At 62.3% G+C, this 18,746-nt stretch carries 21 protein-coding genes; 11 read left to right on the top strand and 10 right to left on the bottom strand.

The genetic code is table 11. The annotated features are described in order from the left end of the window. The first annotated feature begins 2 nt into the window (after positions 1–2). The gene (locus ACNO8S_RS05575; protein ID WP_064287911.1) at positions 3–1,106 is read left to right on the top strand and encodes a sulfatase-like hydrolase/transferase; all 1,104 of its coding nucleotides are present in this window, start codon (positions 3–5) and stop codon (positions 1,104–1,106) included. A 24-nt stretch (positions 1,107–1,130) separates the two neighbouring features. Here ACNO8S_RS05575 and aglG read toward each other — a convergent pair whose 3' ends face one another. Continuing rightward, positions 1,131–2,066 carry a glucosyl-dolichyl phosphate glucuronosyltransferase gene (gene aglG / locus ACNO8S_RS05570; RefSeq protein ID WP_420182619.1) on the bottom strand — a complete coding sequence of 312 codons (936 nt, stop codon included), beginning with the start codon at positions 2,064–2,066 and terminating at the stop codon, positions 1,131–1,133. A gap of 96 nt (positions 2,067–2,162) precedes the next feature. On the opposite strand from aglG, the gene ACNO8S_RS05565 reads away from it, so the two are divergent. Next, on the top strand, positions 2,163–4,988 hold the full coding sequence (locus tag ACNO8S_RS05565; protein ID WP_420182618.1) for an oligosaccharyl transferase, archaeosortase A system-associated: 2,826 nt from the start codon (positions 2,163–2,165) through the stop codon (positions 4,986–4,988). A 133-nt stretch (positions 4,989–5,121) separates the two neighbouring features. On the opposite strand, the gene ACNO8S_RS05560 is transcribed toward ACNO8S_RS05565, so the two are convergent. From ACNO8S_RS05560 to ACNO8S_RS05545, 4 genes are all read right to left on the bottom strand, one after another. Further along, positions 5,122–5,301: an HEWD family protein gene (locus tag ACNO8S_RS05560; RefSeq protein ID WP_014040080.1), complete on the bottom strand. Its 180-nt coding sequence runs from the start codon at positions 5,299–5,301 to the stop codon at positions 5,122–5,124. 130 nt (positions 5,302–5,431) lie between these two features. Further along, the gene (locus ACNO8S_RS05555) at positions 5,432–5,887 is read right to left on the bottom strand and encodes a hypothetical protein (RefSeq protein WP_014040079.1); all 456 of its coding nucleotides are present in this window, start codon (positions 5,885–5,887) and stop codon (positions 5,432–5,434) included. Between the two features lie 110 nt (positions 5,888–5,997). Beyond that, the gene (locus ACNO8S_RS05550; protein WP_008309716.1) at positions 5,998–6,441 is read right to left on the bottom strand and encodes an acyl-CoA thioesterase; all 444 of its coding nucleotides are present in this window, start codon (positions 6,439–6,441) and stop codon (positions 5,998–6,000) included. Positions 6,442–6,498: 57 nt separating this feature from the next. Continuing rightward, entirely contained in the window at positions 6,499–6,774 is a 276-nt protein-coding gene (locus ACNO8S_RS05545; protein WP_004515723.1) for a PadR family transcriptional regulator, read from the bottom strand. A gap of 247 nt (positions 6,775–7,021) precedes the next feature. On the opposite strand from ACNO8S_RS05545, the gene ACNO8S_RS05540 reads away from it, so the two are divergent. The 3 genes from ACNO8S_RS05540 to purM are packed head-to-tail and all read left to right on the top strand — an operon-like array spanning position 7,022 to position 10,302. Then, a complete protein-coding gene (locus tag ACNO8S_RS05540) occupies positions 7,022–8,551 on the top strand; it encodes a TraB/GumN family protein (RefSeq protein ID WP_420182617.1) in 1,530 nt (509 codons plus the stop codon). Beyond that, entirely contained in the window at positions 8,551–9,225 is a 675-nt protein-coding gene (locus ACNO8S_RS05535) for a site-2 protease family protein (protein ID WP_014040076.1), read from the top strand. Before ACNO8S_RS05540 ends, ACNO8S_RS05535 begins: the two co-directional genes overlap by 1 nt. Positions 9,226–9,285: 60 nt before the next feature. Next, positions 9,286–10,302 (top strand): phosphoribosylformylglycinamidine cyclo-ligase, encoded by a 1,017-nt coding sequence (gene purM / locus ACNO8S_RS05530; RefSeq protein ID WP_420182616.1) that lies wholly within the window; start codon positions 9,286–9,288, stop codon positions 10,300–10,302. 27 nt (positions 10,303–10,329) lie between these two features. Here purM and ACNO8S_RS05525 read toward each other — a convergent pair whose 3' ends face one another. From ACNO8S_RS05525 to ACNO8S_RS05515, 3 genes are all read right to left on the bottom strand, one after another. After that, positions 10,330–10,509, bottom strand: a complete 180-nt coding sequence (locus ACNO8S_RS05525; RefSeq protein ID WP_014040074.1) for a hypothetical protein — start codon at positions 10,507–10,509, stop codon at positions 10,330–10,332. A gap of 86 nt (positions 10,510–10,595) precedes the next feature. Next, on the bottom strand, positions 10,596–11,138 hold the full coding sequence (locus tag ACNO8S_RS05520) for a CBS domain-containing protein (RefSeq protein ID WP_420182615.1): 543 nt from the start codon (positions 11,136–11,138) through the stop codon (positions 10,596–10,598). A 71-nt stretch (positions 11,139–11,209) separates the two neighbouring features. Further along, positions 11,210–11,581: a DUF555 domain-containing protein gene (locus ACNO8S_RS05515; RefSeq protein WP_004515717.1), complete on the bottom strand. Its 372-nt coding sequence runs from the start codon at positions 11,579–11,581 to the stop codon at positions 11,210–11,212. 273 nt (positions 11,582–11,854) lie between these two features. Between ACNO8S_RS05515 and ACNO8S_RS05510 the strand changes: the two genes are divergently transcribed. The 5 genes from ACNO8S_RS05510 (at position 11,855) to ACNO8S_RS05490 (ending at position 15,621) form a co-directional block, all read left to right on the top strand. Next, positions 11,855–12,025, top strand: coding sequence for a hypothetical protein (locus ACNO8S_RS05510; protein WP_420182614.1), 171 nt, complete (start codon positions 11,855–11,857; stop codon positions 12,023–12,025). 102 nt (positions 12,026–12,127) lie between these two features. Continuing rightward, positions 12,128–12,841, top strand: a complete 714-nt coding sequence (gene psmB / locus ACNO8S_RS05505) for an archaeal proteasome endopeptidase complex subunit beta (protein ID WP_008309732.1) — start codon at positions 12,128–12,130, stop codon at positions 12,839–12,841. Between the two features lie 133 nt (positions 12,842–12,974). Continuing rightward, entirely contained in the window at positions 12,975–14,342 is a 1,368-nt protein-coding gene (locus tag ACNO8S_RS05500; RefSeq protein ID WP_420182613.1) for a phosphopentomutase/phosphoglucosamine mutase, read from the top strand. 71 nt (positions 14,343–14,413) lie between these two features. Then, positions 14,414–14,800 (top strand): cytidine deaminase, encoded by a 387-nt coding sequence (cdd, locus tag ACNO8S_RS05495; protein WP_004593122.1) that lies wholly within the window; start codon positions 14,414–14,416, stop codon positions 14,798–14,800. Further along, positions 14,797–15,621, top strand: a complete 825-nt coding sequence (locus ACNO8S_RS05490; protein WP_420182612.1) for a nucleoside phosphorylase — start codon at positions 14,797–14,799, stop codon at positions 15,619–15,621. Before cdd ends, ACNO8S_RS05490 begins: the two co-directional genes overlap by 4 nt. A gap of 242 nt (positions 15,622–15,863) precedes the next feature. Here the strand turns inward: ACNO8S_RS05490 and ACNO8S_RS05485 are convergent, their stop codons facing one another. Together ACNO8S_RS05485 and ACNO8S_RS05480 are read right to left on the bottom strand one after the other, a co-directional pair. Then, positions 15,864–17,033, bottom strand: coding sequence for an NAD(P)/FAD-dependent oxidoreductase (locus tag ACNO8S_RS05485; protein WP_420182611.1), 1,170 nt, complete (start codon positions 17,031–17,033; stop codon positions 15,864–15,866). Between the two features lie 145 nt (positions 17,034–17,178). After that, entirely contained in the window at positions 17,179–17,712 is a 534-nt protein-coding gene (locus ACNO8S_RS05480) for an Rrf2 family transcriptional regulator (protein WP_004515710.1), read from the bottom strand. 110 nt (positions 17,713–17,822) lie between these two features. Between ACNO8S_RS05480 and ACNO8S_RS05475 the strand changes: the two genes are divergently transcribed. Beyond that, the gene (locus ACNO8S_RS05475; protein ID WP_014040068.1) at positions 17,823–18,740 is read left to right on the top strand and encodes an NAD-dependent epimerase/dehydratase family protein; all 918 of its coding nucleotides are present in this window, start codon (positions 17,823–17,825) and stop codon (positions 18,738–18,740) included. The last annotated feature ends 6 nt before the right edge of the window (positions 18,741–18,746 follow it).

Genomic DNA, 18,746 nt, shown 5'->3' with positions numbered 1-18,746 from the left:
AAATGAACGATATCGTGCTGATTACAGCTGATTCGGTCCGGTATGACTACATCGAAGAGATGGAGTTTCTTTCGGGATTCCCAACACAATCGGGAACGACAGTCGGCCATTACACCAGGCCGAGTCTAGCAGGCCTCCTGTCTAGTCAGTACCAGGCAACGATGAAGTCGGCTGTAGCTGGACCAACAATACCCGAAGTCATGTCGAACGCCGGGTACACGACAATCGGTCTAGCTCCGAGCCCACAACTTGACGAAGTGTTCAATTTCAATCAGGGGTTCGATAAGTACGAGAATTTCGTTGATGCAGGCAATCGCGGCAGCAACCGACGGGAGATTCTCGGGCAGTTTGATCTTCTTCGAAAAGTCTACCATCGCTTCTTTCCGCCACATGCGAAAATGTCCGATCTTCCGACTGATAAAGCGGTTGTCGAGCAAGCAATAGAGCAGTTCAACGAAGCTACTGGGCCTCGGTTCATGTGGGTGCATTTAATGGGTAGCCATCGGCCATATGGCCGTGGTGATGACGCCATTTCGAGGTCACTCGATAGGAAAGCCTTGTTTTCACCGTCCTCGCTCAAGGATTCCGAACACCAAGAGATTACATCGGCCTATAAAAATGCCCTCTCAAGAGTCGATACCGTCATTGAAGATCTTTTGATGGATCTCGATGGTGATCCGACGTTCATATTCACCTCAGATCACGGCGATGAATTCGGGGAAGAGGGGTACTACTATCATCAACCACAGCGCAGGCGAACAGCCGATAAGCTGGTCACCGTTCCCATTGTCAGCAACGATATTTCGCTTACTGGAGATCGGTGTAGTCTCCTCGACATTGGGCCGATGATCGCTACTCAAGCCGGCATAGATCCGCCCGAGGAGTGGAACGGTATCGATATTCGATCAGAATCCAGGTCGTATACGCTGACAATTGCGCCCTGGCACAATACGGCTTCACTCCGACTCGCAACCAACGACTACACCGTTACCAGCACCGATGGACGTGTATCGATGACGGAAGCAGGTACTGATACCCATGTCGAAAGGAACGAACAGGCAGAAGAGGTCCAAGAGCGACTTCAGGACCTTGGATACGTTGAGTAACGTCGTACTGTAGACCGGTCAGTGCTATCTCCAGACGTACATTCCGTAAAGGTATCCCACGCCGACACTGCTGGTGAGAAGAAACAGGAAGACCAGCTGCAGGACTGCGCCGAGCGACGGAGATTCGACGAGTCCACGGAGACGTAACGGGAGGAACCGAAACAGGAGGTCGCTGAGGAAATCGGACTCCTCGCCGGTCGATTCCGGTACAAACACCTCCATGCCGCGCTTCGAGTACCCCTGCCAGAACGCGCGGTCGACGAGCCACCCGGGGTCGGTTCGGTAGTCGAATATCTTGTGCGCGACGAGCGCGTCCGGGGTGTAGTACACTCCCTCGTCGTATTCCGTTCGCAAGCGCGCACAGAGTTCCGTCTCCCCGCCCTGGAGGTTCTTCTCGCCCTGGCGGCCGCCGATATCGTCGTCGAAGCCGCCCAGTTCAAGGAACACGTCCCGGTCGAAGGAGATGTTCGAGCCGAAGGTGTTGCGGACGACGCCGGGTTCGTCGGGGTCGCCATTCGGGCCAAAGCCACGGTGGGTGACGCCGATGAGCCAGTAGAACTCCTCGGGGAGAAAGCTCGGTTTGCCGGCGACCCACGCCGGCGTCATTCGGCCGCCGACCGCGAGGGCGTCGTGTCGTTCGTAGGCATCGACTAGCGCCGCGACCCACTCTTCATCGGCGATTGCGTCGTCGTCGATGAACGCGACTACGTCACCGGTGGCGACTTCGGCCCCGTTGTTCCGGCTCTCTAGCAGTCCGACGTTTGCATCGTTGCAGTGAGTCAGGACAGCGTCCCGGTCGCCGTAGTCAGAGTCGTACTGTTCGTACACTTCGCGGTTCCCATCCGAGACCAGTACGAGTTCCACGTCGTCGTAGGTCTGGGCTAAGACACTCTCGGCCGCCGTCCGGCAGTCGTCGTACCGCTCCATCGTGTGCGTACAGAGCACGACCGAGACTCGCATGGTCGGTGGTGTGCCACCGGTGCTGTTAGGCGTTTCCATCCTGCGCTCGCACAGAGGTCAAAAGGCTTATGCGCGCCTTGGCAGTTTTTCCGTGCAATGAGTCAATCACGGGGCTATCTTGACGACAACCCCGAACTCGAGTCCGCCCTGGAGTGGGCCGAGCGCTGGTACCACGTTCCGGTCCTCCTGGTACTGCTCGGGTTCATGCTGTGGAATCGTGTCCGGAGTTGGCAGAACTTTATCGTTGATGGCGAGGTGCTGTTCAGCGGGAACGACGCCTGGTACCACTACCGTTCGACGCAGTACGTGGTCCAGAACTGGCCTGCGACGATGCCGTTCGACCCCTGGACCGCGTTCCCGTACGGGACCAGTAACGGGCAGTTCGGGACGCTGTTCGATCAGATCATCGCGACGGTTGCCCTCATTATCGGTCTGGGTTCGCCCAGCGACCAGACGGTCGCGATGACGCTCCTGTTCGCGCCGGCCGTGTTCGGGACGCTCGTTGCGGTTCCGACGTACCTCATCGGACGGCGACTCGGCGGCCGCCTCGGTGGTGTAACTGCAGTTACTGTGATGGCATTCTCGACGGGGTGGCTCCTGCGGCGGAGCCTCGTCGGTTTCTCCGACCACCACGTCGCTGAAGCGCTCTTTCAGGTACTCGGTGTCCTCGGAGTCATGGTGGCTGTCAGCATCGCCGCGCGGGACAAGCCGATCTACGAGCAGTTCCTTGAGCGAGATATCGATGCATTGCGGGACACCATCAGTTGGTCCATGCTGGCCGGTGTGGCGATTGCGCTGTATCTCTGGGTTTGGCCGCCGGGTGTACTCCTTCTCGGGATACTCGGTGTCTTCTTCCTGCTCCGGTTGTGTCTGGAGTACGTTCACGACAGCAGTCCGGAACACACGGCCATCGCGGGCGCAATCACGATGACGACTACCGCTGTAGTGAGCGCGTCTCGAATCACCGTCCTTGAAATCACAGCGACCTCTCAGTCGCTGCTACAGCCGGGTCTGGCACTGGCCGTTGGCCTCGGTTGCGTGTTCATGGCATGGCTGGCCCGATTCATGGAGCAGCGCGAGTACGGCCGGTACGTGTACCCTGCGACCGTGTTCGGGATTCTCGCTATCGGGGCTGTCCTGATGGCCGTCTTGACCCCTACTCTGTGGGAGTTCTTTACGCGAAACGTAATGCGGGTCATCGGATTCTCCATCAGCGAAACGGCCAGCACCGTCGGCGAAGCGGCCCCACTGCGGGACGCCGGCGTTCTGTTTAATGCACACGGGTTCGCTGTCATCGTTGCGGCGATCGGTGGCCTGTTTTTGCTCGGAAAGCAGCTCCTCTCCGACGACGCCCCCGCCGAAGAGCTACTCGTCGTCGTCTGGGCGCTGTTCATTCTGCTTGCCACGTTCACCCAGCAGCGGTTCGCGTACTATATCGCTGCGCCAATCGCAGTGCTGTCAGGGATGGTCGTCGGTCGGTTTATACTCTGGTTCGATTTCAGCGCCGACGACGGGATCGAATACTATCAGGTCATGACAATTCTCACGGTACTCCTCGTCATCGTCGTCCCGCTGTTCGCCTTCGGTACGACGTCGCCGGTCGAGGCTGGCGAGACCGGCCCCGGCCCAAGTATCCAGGGCTGGGACGAGAGCCTGCAGTGGATGGAAGGGAACACGCCTGCGGAGGGCGCGTACGGCTCCGGTGGCGACGCGACGCTCGATTACTACGGTACGTACGAGCAACAAGAGGACTTCGACTATCAGGAAGGGCAGTACGGCGTCCTGTCGTGGTGGGACTACGGGCACTGGATTACTACCAGGGCCGAGCGCGTCCCGAATGCGAACCCCTTCCAGCAGGGAACGGACACGGCTGCCCCGTTCCTAGTTGCACAGAACGAAACGCAGGCGAACGATGTCCTCGACAGCACAGACGAGGATGACGCGAAGACGCGGTACGTGGCCGTCGACTGGCGGATGGTCGAGACGAACGGGAACGACCCCTACCGTGGCAAGTTTTTCGCTCCATCGGCATTCGTCGACGGGGTGCAGGCCAGTGACTTCTACAGTCGAATGTACGTCCAGTCTCGGGGCGGCGGTGTCCAGCAGGTGACGTTCCAGCAGCAGGCCTACTACGAGACGATGGTCACTCGGCTGTACCGGTTCCACGGCAGTGCCGCGGAGCCGCAACCGATTGTCATCGACTGGGAGAACAAGGAGACTCGCCAGGGAGGCCAGTACCGTGGTGCGCCGACCAACGAAGAGGAACCGGAGGGCCAGCGGCAGGGACAGATCGTTCGCCAGTTCCAGAGCATGGAGGAAGCCCGTCAGTACGTCGAACAGGACACGACCTCACAACTCGGTGGGTACGGTGGCGCTCCACCCGAGCGGGTTCCGGCGATGGAGCACTACCGCCTGGTTGGGTCCAGTGAGACCGAGGCGTTCCCAGACACTTCGCAGTACCGGCACTCGGCCTGGACGAAGATATTCGAGCGCGTCCCCGGTGCGACGGTCGAAGGAACTGGACCGGCGAACACGACAGTGCGGACCGCCGTGGAGATGCGTAACCCGGCCACGAACAAGACGTTCGTCTACCGCCAGCGGACCCAGACCGACCAGAACGGGAACTTCGAGATGACCGTTCCCTACTCGACTACCGGATACGACAACTGGGGGACCGACGAGGGCTACACGAACGTGAGCGTCCGTGCCGAGACTCAGTACCAGTTCACAGCAATCGGGACCAACGACGGGAACCGGACCGGCTTTACCGGCACGACTGAGGTCACTGAAGGACAGGTCATCGGTGAGGACGACTCCGCCGCAACCGTCGAACTGGAGCCGATAACGATTCAGCAGGGCGACGAGACCAGCGGTGAATCGCGCACCCCGATGACCGAGGACGCGGCTGAAGCGGGCGCATAACGGAGTCACAGCGGTCTGTCACTGTCCGACCGCCTGTTCGATCCACTTGAGACTGTTTACAGGATTCCGTCGACGGACTGCGTTCTAGCAGTGGTCCATGCTCGCGAAAAAACCGACAGCAGCGGTACCGCGCTCACTCGGCTAGCGGATTGAACGTGCCGTTGATGTCCCACTCGTGGAGGCAGTGCGGGTCGCCGGACTGCTTGGTGTCGTCGTCGGTGACGATGCGCCAACTGTGTTGTTCTGGGTCCCACTCGTCGACCCGCCCACACCGCTCACACTCGCGTTTGCGTGGGGTGACGATTTCAGCCATATCTGGTGCAAGCGCGTGGGTCGTTATCAGGCTGCCGGTCCCTGACCGGGCTGTCCGAAGCGATTCGCAACCGACGCCGTGGGTGTGCTGTACCGACACTGACTCCCGGGTAGTGCAAACGATACGACGCTCAAAAGTCCGGGAGGTCGTCCGCACCGACTTCCTCCGCTTCCCAGTCGATGTACTCGTCGGCCAGTACCTCACAGACGACCTGTCCGAACTCGGTCAGTCCGGCGTTGATACCTGAGACAGTGCCCCAGGAGTCGATGTCCGGGTGAATCTCCCGTTCACGCCAGTCTTCGGGCAAGCCCGGGGCATGGTAGCCGACACGGCCCGCGAAGGAGTCCCAGAAGAAATCGAACTCCTCGATGAGGCCTAGATCCGTGACGATGGCCCACTGGTCGGCATCGAGCGACGCGTCCGCGGCCCACTCCTCGAAGGCCTCCGCCCACGCGCCGTCGTCGAGGGCCGCGGCGAGCTCCTCGCGCCGGTATTCGTCGCCCTGTACTTCGGCGTCGTCGTACTCGTCGGCAGCGACGCCGGTGGACAGTTCCGGCCGTTCCGGCGTCTCGACATCCAGTGTCATAGTCGTGGTTGGCAGCGGAGCGGAATAAAGGTCGTACTGTTGGCTGTCTCTCTGACGGTCGTCGTCACTCCGAGGTGGCAATATCCATTGCGTGAGTACAGCAGACAGTATCAGCGGTTCGCTTCCCCGTCGAGGGCGCGCTGTCGCAGTCGTTCCCCGCGGTCAGTCTCGGCCGTCACGTCGGGAACGGGAACCGGGTTCCTGTCCTCGTCGACCGCGACGTACACCGAGTACGACTCCGCTGTCGACTCAGTCTCGCCGGTTCTGAGGTTCTCTCGGGCGACTCGAAGTCGAACTTTGACACTCGTTTCGCCCGTGTCGTAGACGAACGCTTCAATGAGAGCTGTGTCACCGACAGGTATCGGCCGTTTGAAGTTCACCTGGTCCATCCGCGCGGTGACGCAGGTCTCGCCGGCAAAGCGCATCGCCGACATCGCCCCGAGTTCGTCCATCCACTTCAGTACGTTCCCTCCGTGAGTCGAACCCAGGTGGTTCGAGTGGTTGGGCTGAACCATCCAGCGGTTCTCGATATAGGTTTCCAGTACCGTCGGCATGGCGCGAGGTTGGCCAGCACCTGGGTTGAGTCTGTCGGACGGGCGTCGAAAACGTGGCTATGCCGAAACGTACTGCGCTTCCCACTCTTTCCGGGCGTCGAGTTCGCGCTGGCCGCGCTTGGTCAGCGTGTAAAAGTTCGTTCGGCGGTCGCGTTCGCCCTTCTCGATAAGCGCCTTTTCGACGAGCGTGTCAAGGTTCGGATACAGTCGGCCGTGGTTGACTTCGCTCTCGTAGTAGTTTTCGAGTTCTTCCTTGATCGCTAACCCGTGGGGCTCGTCAAGGCCTGCAATGACGTACAGCAGGTCCCGCTGGAATCCAGTCAGGTCATACATCGTATATCCGATACAGTTTGACCCTGTACATATCAGTCTTTTGAATCGGCAAATCTATTGCGTATTTACAAACCCCGACACCGTCCAGTAGTTACCACGGCATCTGTGGCTGTATTAACACGAGAGTCGGTAATAGCTTCGCCGCGTAACGGGAACATACAATGCCGCAAACATGATTTCGACCGCCGTTTCTCGGCAGTCACCCGGACCCGACAAGGGTAAAGGAAACGAATGTGTAACGCGGGTGATGACCGAACACGCGGAGTCGGCGGCAGACGAGTTCCCGGACCCGTCAGGAGCGGGACGCGTCGATGTCGTCGGAACCGCCCACGTCTCCGAGCACAGCGTCAAGGAAGTGGAATCAGCGATCGAAGAATCCGAGCCCGATATCGTCGCCGTCGAACTCGACGAGGGCCGGTATCGCCAGATCAAGGGTGAAACGCCTGACGATCTCGATGCGAGCGATCTTCTTCGCGGGAACACCGTCTTTCAGTTCCTCGCGTACTGGATGCTGTCGTACATCCAGACCAGACTGGGCGACCGGTTCGACATCGAGCCGGGTGCGGACATGAAGGCGGGTATCGACACCGCCGAACGGCTCGGTCTGGGCGTCGCACTCGTCGACCGGGACATTCAGACGACCGTCCAGCGGTTCTGGGCGCGGCTGACAGCCGTCGAGAAACTCAAGCTCGTCGGCAGCCTCGCAGCCGAGATGGGGCCGCCGTTGACCGTCGGGCTGACCATCGGTGCCGTCTTCGGCGGGCTGTTTGCGGTCGTCGCCGGGGCCTTCGGTGGCCCGTTCATCGTTCCGAGCGGTGCCCTTTCGGTTTTGCCGGGTGGTCTTGGCGGGACGGCCGAGGGCCTGCTCGACACGCTGTTGCTCATCTGTGTCGTCTCGGCCGGCATCGGGATTCCCATCGCCGCCCTGTTGGTCCGGTTCCGCGGTGAGGCCGACGTCGAGGAGTTCGACATGGAGAAACTGACAGACACTGATGTCGTCAGCGCGATGATGGAGGAGTTCCGTCAGTTCTCCCCCGGTGGCGCGGAGGCGCTCATCGACGAACGCGACGCGTTCATCGCCCATCGGCTCATCGCCCTCCGTGAGGCCGGTTATCACGTCCTCGCCGTTGTCGGAGCCGGCCACCGCGAGGGGATTCAGGGCTATCTCGACGACCCGGAGACGCTCCCACCGATGGAGTCGCTCACTGGAACCGAAGGCGGTCGTCGCTTTTCACTGTACAAGCTCGTCGGCTACGGCTTCGGCGTCGTCTTCCTCGTCTTCTTCGGCCTGCTCATCCTCGGTGGCGCGAGCCAGGCGGTGCTGCTAGAGCTGTTCGTCGCGCTGGTCGCCGTCAACGCCGTACTGGCCGGCGGACTGGCGAAGGTGGCCGGCGCACACTGGTCGAGTGCGGCCGCCGCCGGCGCGTTCGGCTGGCTGACGAGCCTGTTTCCGCTGCTTGCCGCCGGCTGGTTCGCGGGCTACGTCGAACTGCGATACATCTCCGTCAACATCAGCGATATCGCGACGCTCAACGAGATACTCAACGACCAGGAGTCGCCGGTAATGGACCTCGTCAGCCAGATGCGCGGCGTGCCGCTGTTCCGGCTGATCCTCGTCGTCGCGCTGACGAACGTCGGCAGCGCAATCGCCTCATACGTCGTCTTCCCGGTGTTGATCCCGTATATCTCGTCGGACATCGGCGGGATGCAGGGCGTCTCGCGCCTGCTCTGGCAGGGCGTCCGCGAAGGGACGCAGATTCTCGTGGGGGTCCTCTGATGGCGGGTCGCCGACAGCGAACCGCTGGAGGCCGGACCGTCGGCGGCCTCAGTTTCAGCCAGCGCGAACTCCGGGACCTCCTCGTCGCCTGGCTCGCGCTCGGACTGGCGTTTACGTTCTTCCTCGAACGGGAGTTCCGCCGCATCGTCTTCGGCCAGTTCGGCGGGCTGTCGACGGCCGAAATCGCCAGCACGTTCGCCGTCAGCCTGCTGACCGTCGGCGTCGGCTTCCTGTTGCACGAACTGGCCCACAAGGTCGTCGCCGTCCGCTTCGGTCAGATCGCCGCGTTCAAGGCCGACTACCGGATGCTCGGGTTCGCAGTCCTGGGCGGCCTCGTCGGCTTCCTGTTCGCCGCGCCGGGCGCGGTCGTTCATCGTGGCCGTCTCACGGCGAAGCAACACGGCCTCATCGCCGTCGCCGGACCGGTAACGAACCTCGCGCTCGCCGTCGTGTTCCTCGTGCCGTTCGTCGCGGCGCTCCTGTCGAGTACGGGCGGCTTCCTCTGGGAGGTCGCGCGGATGGGCCTGCAGATCAATCTCCTGCTCGCCGGCTTCAACATGCTGCCGTTCGGTCCGCTCGACGGCCGAACGGTCCGGGAATGGAGCACACCGGTGTTTCTCGCCGTGGCGGTTCCGTCGATTCTGCTCGGAGTCGGCGCGCTGTTCGTTCTCTGAGCGGGCGCAACGCTCCGCCGGAACGACGCTCTTTTGCCCGCGCCACGCACGCTCTCGGGTATGACCGACGGTGAACCCGAGACCGAGGACACAGGCGACGAAGATACGGAGGGGCTGACCTACGCGGAAACCGGCGTGGACATCGACGCCAGCGAGGCGGCCACGAAGGCGCTCATCGGCGCGGCCGGCGAGTTCGAGGGCGACTACGCGGGGCTCGTCGACATCGGCGACCAGTACCTCGCGCTCGCGACGGACGGGGTCGGCACCAAGCTCCTCGTCGCCGAGGCCGTCGACGACTACTCGACTATCGGTATCGACTGCATCGCGATGAACGCCAACGACCTCATCGCGACCGGCGTCGAGCCGGTGGCGTTCGTCGACTACCTCGCAGTCGAGACGCCGGACGAGGAGACGAGCGAGGACATCGGCGCGGGGCTCCGGACGGGGGCCGAGCGGGCCGGTGTGGCGCTCGTGGGCGGCGAAACTGCCGTGATGCCGGACGTCATCAAGGGGCTTGATATCGCCGGCACCTGCGCCGGACTGGCACCGAAAGACGCCGTCTTCCCCGGCGAGGCCGAACCCGGCGACGCCATCGTCGGCTGGCCGTCCTCCGGCATCCACTCCAACGGCCTCACGCTCGCACGCGAGGCGGTCACGCGCGACCACGAGTACACCGACCCGTTCCCGCCGAACCCCGACAGAACCATCGCCGAGGAACTGTTGACGCCGACACAGATTTACAGTGAGGTACTGGAGCCGCTCCGAGCCAACGAGACGCACGCGGCCGCCCACGTCACTGGCGGCGGCTGGACGAACCTCACGCGGATGGGGAGTCACCGGTACGAGATCACGGACCCCTTCGAGGCCCAGCCCGTCTTCGAGTTCGTTCAGGCGGAAGGCAAGGTAACCGACGAAGAGATGCACCGGACGTTCAATATGGGTACTGGGTTCGTCGCCGCAGTCCCCGAAGCTGACGCCGACGAGATCGTCGAGAAAAGCGAGGACGCTCGCGTGATTGGGACGGTAGCTGACGGAGACGAGGCGGTCGCGATTCACGGGCTCGAACTCACCGACTGAGCGGTTCGAAGAGCTGACAGAAACCGATCAGGCGGACAAGATGTCTTTGCCGGCGGTCTCCTCCGCGATCCGTATCTGGAGTGCCTGCCGGATGTGGTATCTGGCCGCTTCGCTTTCAGCGTTCTCGAGGGCCTTTTCGAGTTCGGCATACAGTGGGTCGCTGGGATTGGGCATGTCGATACGTCTCTCATTGGTGAGAATAGACATATACCCCTGACACCGTTTTCGGTTTTAAGCCCCTCCTACGGGCATTACGGAGTCACTATCGCGGTTCGCGCATCTGAGAATCGGAGTTAGCTGACCGTACGCGCGATGTCCGCTTCGGTTATGACACCGATAGTTTCCCCGCCTTCGACGACCATCACGGCGGCATTGTGGTTCAGGTAAGCATCGACTTCGTCGATGGGTGCGTCGGGCTCGACGGTCGCGATAGATTCGTTCATCACTTCAGCCACCGGAAGGTCGCCGACGTTCTCTTCGGGCCGCTGGCGGATGTCGGAGTTGCCGATGAGTCCCTGCGGTGCCCCGTCCCGGATGACGGGGACCTGCGAGTATCCTTTCTCGTCCATCAGGTCTTTCGTCTGGTGAACGGAATCGTCGGGCGCGACGCCAACGACGGGAGAGTTCATCAGGTCGCGGGCCTTGATGATGCCGCCCTCGGCCTCTTCCAGTGCAGTCACGATCCGGCGGAGTGTCGACAGCCGCGGGTCCACGTCACCGCCTTCGATACGAGCGATAAGGGGCTGAGAGACGTCAGCCCGCTTCGCCAGTTCGCTCTGAGTTAGCCCGAGTTCGTTGCGGCGCTCCCGCAGGTCCTGTGGCGTCGGTAAGTCCATATCCGCTAATTACCAGAGGTAATATAAAAAGCCCACGGCTACTGCGGCGGGCGAATCAAGTGGAGCGCCGATTATGCTTCGGCTTCGGCTTCGTCCTCGTCGGCTTCGGTCTCGAAGACCTCGACGACTTTCAGCGGGACATCCCGGAGTGCGCCACCGATCTCGCTCTTGGCGATCCGCTGGGCGTGTTCGGGGGATTCGGCGTTGAACACGTCCATTTCGAGCACCAGTCCGACAAGCGCCGTGTCGGCCGCGATAAACGCCGAGTCGAACGGTTCGCCACAGGCCGGGCAGCCGGTCGCGCCGACCTCGACCTCGACGTAGTCCATCTCGGCCTCGTTGAGCCGCTTCCCCGCTTCACTCACTGCGACACCGATAGCGTCGTCGATGTCGTCTACGTCACGAACCAGCCAGGCTGCTTCCATCGCCACGAGGTAGTTCATACACTAGCTCTCGTGGCCCGACTATTCGATAGTTTTGATTCGCTTCTGTTGCGCACGTCACCATTACTATCTCTATAACTTATGTGAACCAGCCCTCTGACTCACGTTCCCATTATGTCTGATCGGGGAGTCGTTCGGGTAGTCGTCCGTTTTCTCAGGCATTTCAGCAAACCGCAAGACAGCGGGCCAGTAGTTCTTCACAATCGATAGTCCGTAACTGAAATCCGGCGACAAGACTTATATACCAGACTCACTCTGGAACGACCGAGGAAGATGGTAGCTCGACTGTACACCGCAACGCTGTTGGCACTGTATCAACTCACCCTGCTGCTGGGCATCATGCTGCTGCCGGTGGCGATGCTCACGGAGCAGTTCGGTCTCCGACTGCCGATGGACCGGGCCGTGTCGGGACTCAACGAGGCCTACGACCAGGCGAGCGCGTAACGCGGGCAGCCGATAGCCGCCTGGCCGGACGGTGGCGGTCAGGCCCCACTAGGAAAAGAGGTTTTATCAGCGCCCGACTAGTATCGCACAGTAATGCGAGATATGACTCCGGGGCCGGAGCTTTCTGGACCCCAGGCTGCTGACGAGTTCCAGAGCGACCCGTACGCGCCCGAAGTCGGCGAGCTCCCCGAACAGTCCGCACAGGATTCGGAGAAGGTGAACAAGACCGGGACGACCACCATCGGCATCAGCACGTCCGAGGGCGTCGTCATCGCGACTGACATGCGCGCCTCGCTCGGTGGTCGCTTCGTCTCGAACAAGAACGTCCAGAAGGTCGAGCAGATTCACCCCACGGCGGCGCTGACCCTCGTCGGGAGCGTCGGCGGCGCACAGTCGTTCATCCGGACGCTTCGCGCCGAGGTCAACCTCTACGAAGCACGACGCGGCGAGGACATCAGCATGAAGGCCCTCTCGACGCTGGCCGGCAACTTCGCCCGGGGCGGCCCCTTCTTCGCCATCAACCCTATCCTCGGCGGCGTCGACGACGACGGCCACCACGTCTACTCCATCGACCCGGCCGGCGGCGTCATGAAAGACGACTACACTGTCACTGGCTCCGGGCTCACCGTCGCGTACGGGACCCTCGAAGACCGCTACGAGGAAGACATGACAAACGAGGAGGCAAAAGAGGTCGCGGCCGCCTCGATCAACGCCGCCGCCGAGCGTGACACCGGCTCCGGTAACGGCATCTACCTCGCCGATGTCACCGCCGAGGGCGTCGACATCAACGGCTACGACTTCGACGAACTGCTGTAACCCGGCACATCGCGGCCCCTTTTGACCTGTTTGTATCCAACATCAGCCATCGTTCTCGTCCAACCGGCCACACGGCGACCCTGAACTGACGTGCGAACGAGAGAATTATACGGTCGGCTTCCGCATCGCCGGTATGGAACTGTTCGGGACCGCGGGCATCCGCGGTGATGTCGTATCGAAGGTGACGCCGGACCTTGCACTGCAAGTTGGACAGGCTACTGGGCAGGACGGCGAGACGTTCGTACTGGGGTACGACGGTCGCGTGACCTCGCCAGCGCTCGCTGATGCGATGGCCGCGGGACTGCAAAGCGCCGGCGCGCGAGTCGTCAGAATCGGCCGCGTGCCGACGCCGGCACTGGCGTATGCCTCACAGGGCCGCCACGGCGTGATGATTACCGCGAGCCACAACCCGCCGACGGACAACGGCATCAAGGTGTTCGCCGACGGCACCGAGTACGGCGACGACGACGAAACGCGCATCGAAGGGCGAATCGAGGACGGTTCGACGCCGACTGCCTGGCGCGACTGGGGCGACACAGAATCGGTCGACTACCTCGACGAGTACCGAGGTGCTGTCGCCGACTACGCCGAGTCGCTCGGCGGCGACCCGTCGGGGCTGACAGTCGCCGTCGACTGCGGGAACGGCATGGCCAGCGTGGCGACGCCGCAGGTCCTCCGGGAACTGGGTGCCGACGTGCTGGCGACGGAGGCGAACGTCGACGGTACCTTCCCTGGCCGCGAGAGCAAGCCGACGCCGGAGACGCTGGCCGACTTCCGCGAGTTCGTCGCCGAATCCGACGCTGACTTCGGGTTCGGCCACGACGGCGACGCCGACCGAATCGTCGTCGTCGACGCCGACGGCGATGTCATCCACGAGGACACGATACTCGCGATGCTCGCCGAGCACTATACGCGTGCCGCTGACGTTTCGGACCCGGTGGTCGTGACGACGCCCAACGCCTCCGGGCGTATCGACGAGCGTGTCGAGGCCGCCGGCGGCCGCGTCGAGCGCATCCACCTCGGTTCGCTCCACGTCGGCATCGCCGACGTTCGTGCGAATGCGACCGACGAAACCGAAGTCGTCTTCGCCGCCGAACCCTGGAAGCATATCCACACCGCCTTCGGGGGCTGGATCGACGGCGTTGCTAGCGCAGCCGTGCTGACGCGCCTGTTCGCCGGAGAGAGTGTGGGCGACAGGCGGGCTGTCATCTCCGAGCGACCCTATGAGAAAGTAAGTGTGGAGTGCCCCGACGACGCCAAAGCCGAAACGATGGAGCGACTGGAATCCGACCTGCCGGACGCGTTCCCCGAGGCCGACGTCTCCACGGAGTACGGCGTCCGGCTCTCCTTCGACGACGGGTCGTGGACCCTCGTTCGCCCGAGCGGCACCGAGCCGTACGTCCGCGTCTACGCCGAGAGCGACGACATCGACGCGCTGGTCTCGGAAACCACACAGGCGGTCCGTGACGCTGTTGACGCTGTCAGTGCAGCCGACGCCTGAACCCGAAGCAGGCACGCCCGCCCGCTTCCGAGACCGATAGAATTTCTACACGGCCCTTCGACGCCCAGTGCATGGAGGACCTCCTCGACGCAGCGAGAGACGCCATTGACGAGGCGTACGCGCCGTACTCGGAGTACACGGTCGGCGCGGCGCTCGAAACGAGCGACGGCAGCGTCTACACCGGCTGTAACATCGAGAACGCCAACTACAGCAACAGCCTGCACGCCGAAGAAGTAGCCATCGGCGCGGCTGTCAGCGACGGCCACCAGTCATTCGAACGCGTCGCCGTCACCTCTGGCAAGCGCGACGGCGTCACTCCCTGTGGGATGTGCCGACAGACGTTCAGCGAGTTCTGTGACGAGTCGTTCGAGATCATCACCGACGGCGACGAGCCGACGGTGTACGAGCTCGGGGAGCTCCTGCCGACAACAATCACCAGCGACCATCTCGACAAATGACAAGCGATAGTGAAGACCCGAACGACGACGTACAGTACCATCTGGAAGTGAGCGAGGCCGACGTGGCCGACAGCGTCCTGCTGCCGGGGAACCCGGAGCGCGTCGAAAAGGTCGTCGACTACTGGGACGACCACGACATCGTCGCCGAGCACCGCGAGTACCGCACGGCAACGGGCACTCACGACGGCACGCCCATCTCTGTGACCTCGACGGGTATCGGCGGCCCGTCGGCCGCAATCGCGCTCGAAGAACTGGCCCGCGTCGGCGCTGACTCGTTCATCCGGGTCGGGTCCTGTGGCGCAATTCAGGAGGAAGCCAGTATCGGCGACCTCGTCATCACGACTGGCGCAGTACGGCAGGAGGGGACCAGCAAGGAGTACGTCCGCGAGGACTACCCCGCCAGCGCCGACCACCGGATCGTTTCGGCGCTCGTCGCCGCCGCCGAGGAGCTCGGCTACGACTACCACCTCGGCGTCACCTGCTCGACAGACAGTTTCTACGCCGGCCAATCGCGCCCCGGATTCGAGGACTTCGAGGCCAGCGGCAGCGACGAACGCATCGAGGCACTCCAAGAGGCTGGCGTCCTCAACTTCGAGATGGAGGCCGCGACGATTCTCACGCTCGCGAACCTGTACGGCCTGCGGGCCGGCGCTGTCTGTACGGTGTACGCCAACCGCGTCACCGGCGAGTTCCGAACCGAAGGCGAGCGCAAGGCAGCGAAATGCGCCAGCCTCGCCGTCTCCTATCTCGCCGAGATGGACGCGGCCGTCGAGGAGGCCGACGCCGACGGGTGGCACGCCGGCCTCTCTATCGACCGCTAGTCCGATTTCTAACCGCTGCTAGTCGCCAGCAGGTGCTGTTGCAGTAGCAGAGCGGTAGCGGCGGCGGGCGCTGTGCAGTCGCAACGCGGTAGAAACAGCATACCGCGCGCCATCGGCGCGCGGTTTTACGTCTCGCGACCAGCGGGAGCGAGACGGTCGTTTTTAGCGTAGATTTTTGCGAGGAGTGGTGCCCGCAGCGCGCTCGAAGAGCGCGTGAGGACACCCGACGAAGTAAAAAGGTACTACATGTCGGGCCAGGCCTTGACGGCCCGACCGACGCCAGTAACGTCCTTGATCCAGCGGGCGGCAATCGCCTTTTTCAGCAGTTTCGCGGGCATCCCGCCGAAGGTTTCGATGGGCATGTTCACAACGTCGTGGGCGACGGCTTTCTCGCCGACCGACACAACCGTCCCCTTGTCCTTGTGGGTCCAGGTCTTCAGCGGCTGGCCCCGCACCGCACGAGCCAGGTTCTCGCCAGCGACCTCGGCGGCTTGCCAAGCGGCCTGGGCGGTCGGCGGGGCGGGCTGGTCGCCCGGCTGGTCAATCAGCGCCGAGTCGCCGATAGCGAAGACGTGCTCGTCGTCGGTCTGGAAGTTCCCTTCCGCGTGGACGCGGTGGTTACGCTCGTCTTTGTCGAGGTCGACATCTTGCATACAATCGCGGCCGGTGATGCCGCCAGTCCAGACCAGTACGTCGTAGTCCAGTTCGTCTTCGTCGCCGATGTACACCGTCTCCTCGTCGACCTCGCCGATGAACTCGCCGCACTTGATGTTCACGTCGGCGGCTTCCAGGCGCTTGCGCAGGGCACCCTGAAGCTCGGGGTCGCTGTTTGGCAGGACCTGGTCGAGCCCTTCGACGAGGTTGATGTCGATGGGCGCGTTGTGTTCGTCGCGGAACTCGGCGACTTCGCCGGCGGTCTGGATGCCCGAAAGGCCAGCGCCGCCGATGACGACCTGTGCGGGGTCGTTGGTGGAGGCGTCACGAGCGGCCTGCTGGATGTTGTCGTGGATGTCGAGCGCATCGTCGAGGCTCTTGAGCGTCAGCGCGTGCTCTTCGAGGCCCTCGATGCCGAAGAATGCGGTCTGCGAGCCCAGCCCCACGAGCAGGTAGTCGTACTCGACGGTGTCGGAATCGGCGAGGGCCACTTCCTGAGCGTCGGTGTCGATGCCGACGACCTCGTCCTGAACGAACGAGGTCGAGGGCTGTTTGATCTCGTGGACGGGAATAGCGATGTTCTCCTGGACGCTCGGGTCCCGGATGCAGCGGTGGGACTCGTGCAAGACCAGGTGGTAATCCGTCTCAGAAATCCAGGTCACATCGACGTCCGTCACACCGTCTAGCTCGTCCTCTAAACTCTTTATTGCCCCCGCACCAGCGTACCCCGCACCGAGTACGACCACGTTCTCTGTCATACCGGAGACTCCGCAACCGACTGATACAAACCCTTTGAAATCCCTTTCAGCGGGGGCATGATTTTCCAGCGAGACTCGTGGCAAGTACGGTATGTCGCGGCCCCGGTGACCGCAGGAAAACAATTCAAAAGACCAGTGACACGTACTAGTGTTCCGGCTCGCCCGCCGGTGCCCGCATATCGTCGATAGCGAGGATGAGTTTGTTGTTGGTGTCGTCTTTCCCTTCGAGGGTCCCGATAATCTGAAGCTTCGACAGCGGTGTCGGTCCGACCGTCACCGAGTCGCCCTCGTGGAATTCGGACATCGTACCCTGAAGCTGAATCTCCGCGCGGCACTCCTCGGGGTGGTGGACGCTAGTCAGGTCGATTTCCTCGACGTTCGAGTGTTCGACGAGCTCGCCGTTGTGGCGTAGCGGGACCTCCGCGGCCTGGTCCATGTCCTGAATCTGGAGTGCGTCGTAGGCGTTGGCGGTAGGCTTGTACCCACCTTTGGGACCGGGGACGCCCTCGACCAACTGCAGGGCTTTGAGACTCTGCATCTGGTTGCGAATCGTGCCCGGGTTCCGGTCGACTTTCTCGGCGATGTCTTCACCTTTGACAGCGCTTTCACTTTCCCGATAGAGATTTACCAGTTCCTGCAGAATGTTCTTTTGACTGGGTGTCAGTTCGATAGATGACATAATCTGTTGTTCGGTACAGCCGTCCTTAAATGCGACGGTAAACCGTCTGGAACCGTCCCAGAATCGCGGAAAACGTTAGTACTTTATTCCAGCGCTGACCTGACACAGATATGGAAAGTCAGCGTGTTCTGGTGACCGGCGGTGGCGGGTTCATCGGGGCAAACCTCGCGAACAAACTGGCCGAGAACAACGATGTCGTCGCTCTGGACGACGGCTATCTCGGCACGCCGGAGAACGTATCAGACGACGTAGAGTACGTCGAGCAGAGCGTGCTTGCGGACGACCTGCCGACCGACGTGGACGTGGTATTCCACCTCGCGGCCCTATCGTCCTACGCGATGCACGAGGACAATCCGACCCACGGCGCTCGCGTGAACGTCGAGGGGTTCGTCAACACAGTCGAGCAGGCCCGGGACGACGGCTGTGATACCATCGTCTACGCCTCGACGTCCTCCATCTACGGCAGCCGGACCGAACCCTCGCCGGAGGACATGGACGTGACGGTCAACACCGGCTACGAGGCCTCGAAGATGGCCCGGGAGACGTACGCGGAGTACTTCCAGAACCACTACGACCTCACGCTGGCCGGGATGCGCTTCTTCTCGGTGTATCAGGGCTACGGCGGCGCGGAGGAACACAAGGGCGAGTACGCGAACGTCATCGCACAGTTCGCCGACGACCTGGCCGGCGGCGACGCACCGAAGCTGTACGGCGACGGCGAGCAGACCCGCGATTTCACCCACGTCGACGACATCGTCCGCGGGCTCGTCCTGGCCGCCGAACACGAACTGAACGGGGTGTACAACCTCGGGACCGGCGAGGCCTACGACTTCAACACCGTCGTCGAGATGCTGAACGACGAACTCGGAACGGATATCGAACCGGAGTACGTCGAGAACCCGATTCCCGAGGACGTGTACGTCCACGACACCTGCGCTGACTTCTCGCGGATGCACGACGCGACAGGCTGGGAACCGGAGATCAGCTTCGAAGAAGGCATCGAACTGGTCTGTGCGCCCTACACGTAAGTTATC

It is taken from the genome of Haloarcula sp. KBTZ06, assembly GCF_048595605.1.
Lineage (GTDB): Archaea > Halobacteriota > Halobacteria > Halobacteriales > Haloarculaceae > Haloarcula > Haloarcula hispanica.
This window is presented reverse-complemented; position numbering and strand designations above follow the sequence as displayed.

Bases quoted from the DNA above. Each gene is read 5' to 3' on its own strand.
- ACNO8S_RS05575 (WP_064287911.1), top strand. From the start codon at position 3: ATGAACGATATCGTGCTGATTACAGCTGATTCGGTCCGGTATGACTAC.
- aglG (WP_420182619.1), bottom strand. From the start codon at position 2,066: ATGCGAGTCTCGGTCGTGCTCTGTACGCACACGATGGAGCGGTACGAC.
- ACNO8S_RS05565 (WP_420182618.1), top strand. From the start codon at position 2,163: ATGAGTCAATCACGGGGCTATCTTGACGACAACCCCGAACTCGAGTCC.
- ACNO8S_RS05560 (WP_014040080.1), bottom strand. From the start codon at position 5,301: ATGGCTGAAATCGTCACCCCACGCAAACGCGAGTGTGAGCGGTGTGGG.
- ACNO8S_RS05555 (WP_014040079.1), bottom strand. From the start codon at position 5,887: ATGACACTGGATGTCGAGACGCCGGAACGGCCGGAACTGTCCACCGGC.
- ACNO8S_RS05550 (WP_008309716.1), bottom strand. From the start codon at position 6,441: ATGCCGACGGTACTGGAAACCTATATCGAGAACCGCTGGATGGTTCAG.
- ACNO8S_RS05545 (WP_004515723.1), bottom strand. From the start codon at position 6,774: ATGTATGACCTGACTGGATTCCAGCGGGACCTGCTGTACGTCATTGCA.
- ACNO8S_RS05540 (WP_420182617.1), top strand. From the start codon at position 7,022: ATGACCGAACACGCGGAGTCGGCGGCAGACGAGTTCCCGGACCCGTCA.
- ACNO8S_RS05535 (WP_014040076.1), top strand. From the start codon at position 8,551: ATGGCGGGTCGCCGACAGCGAACCGCTGGAGGCCGGACCGTCGGCGGC.
- purM (WP_420182616.1), top strand. From the start codon at position 9,286: ATGACCGACGGTGAACCCGAGACCGAGGACACAGGCGACGAAGATACG.
- ACNO8S_RS05525 (WP_014040074.1), bottom strand. From the start codon at position 10,509: ATGTCTATTCTCACCAATGAGAGACGTATCGACATGCCCAATCCCAGC.
- ACNO8S_RS05520 (WP_420182615.1), bottom strand. From the start codon at position 11,138: ATGGACTTACCGACGCCACAGGACCTGCGGGAGCGCCGCAACGAACTC.
- ACNO8S_RS05515 (WP_004515717.1), bottom strand. From the start codon at position 11,581: ATGAACTACCTCGTGGCGATGGAAGCAGCCTGGCTGGTTCGTGACGTA.
- ACNO8S_RS05510 (WP_420182614.1), top strand. From the start codon at position 11,855: ATGGTAGCTCGACTGTACACCGCAACGCTGTTGGCACTGTATCAACTC.
- psmB (WP_008309732.1), top strand. From the start codon at position 12,128: ATGACTCCGGGGCCGGAGCTTTCTGGACCCCAGGCTGCTGACGAGTTC.
- ACNO8S_RS05500 (WP_420182613.1), top strand. From the start codon at position 12,975: ATGGAACTGTTCGGGACCGCGGGCATCCGCGGTGATGTCGTATCGAAG.
- cdd (WP_004593122.1), top strand. From the start codon at position 14,414: ATGGAGGACCTCCTCGACGCAGCGAGAGACGCCATTGACGAGGCGTAC.
- ACNO8S_RS05490 (WP_420182612.1), top strand. From the start codon at position 14,797: ATGACAAGCGATAGTGAAGACCCGAACGACGACGTACAGTACCATCTG.
- ACNO8S_RS05485 (WP_420182611.1), bottom strand. From the start codon at position 17,033: ATGACAGAGAACGTGGTCGTACTCGGTGCGGGGTACGCTGGTGCGGGG.
- ACNO8S_RS05480 (WP_004515710.1), bottom strand. From the start codon at position 17,712: ATGTCATCTATCGAACTGACACCCAGTCAAAAGAACATTCTGCAGGAA.
- ACNO8S_RS05475 (WP_014040068.1), top strand. From the start codon at position 17,823: ATGGAAAGTCAGCGTGTTCTGGTGACCGGCGGTGGCGGGTTCATCGGG.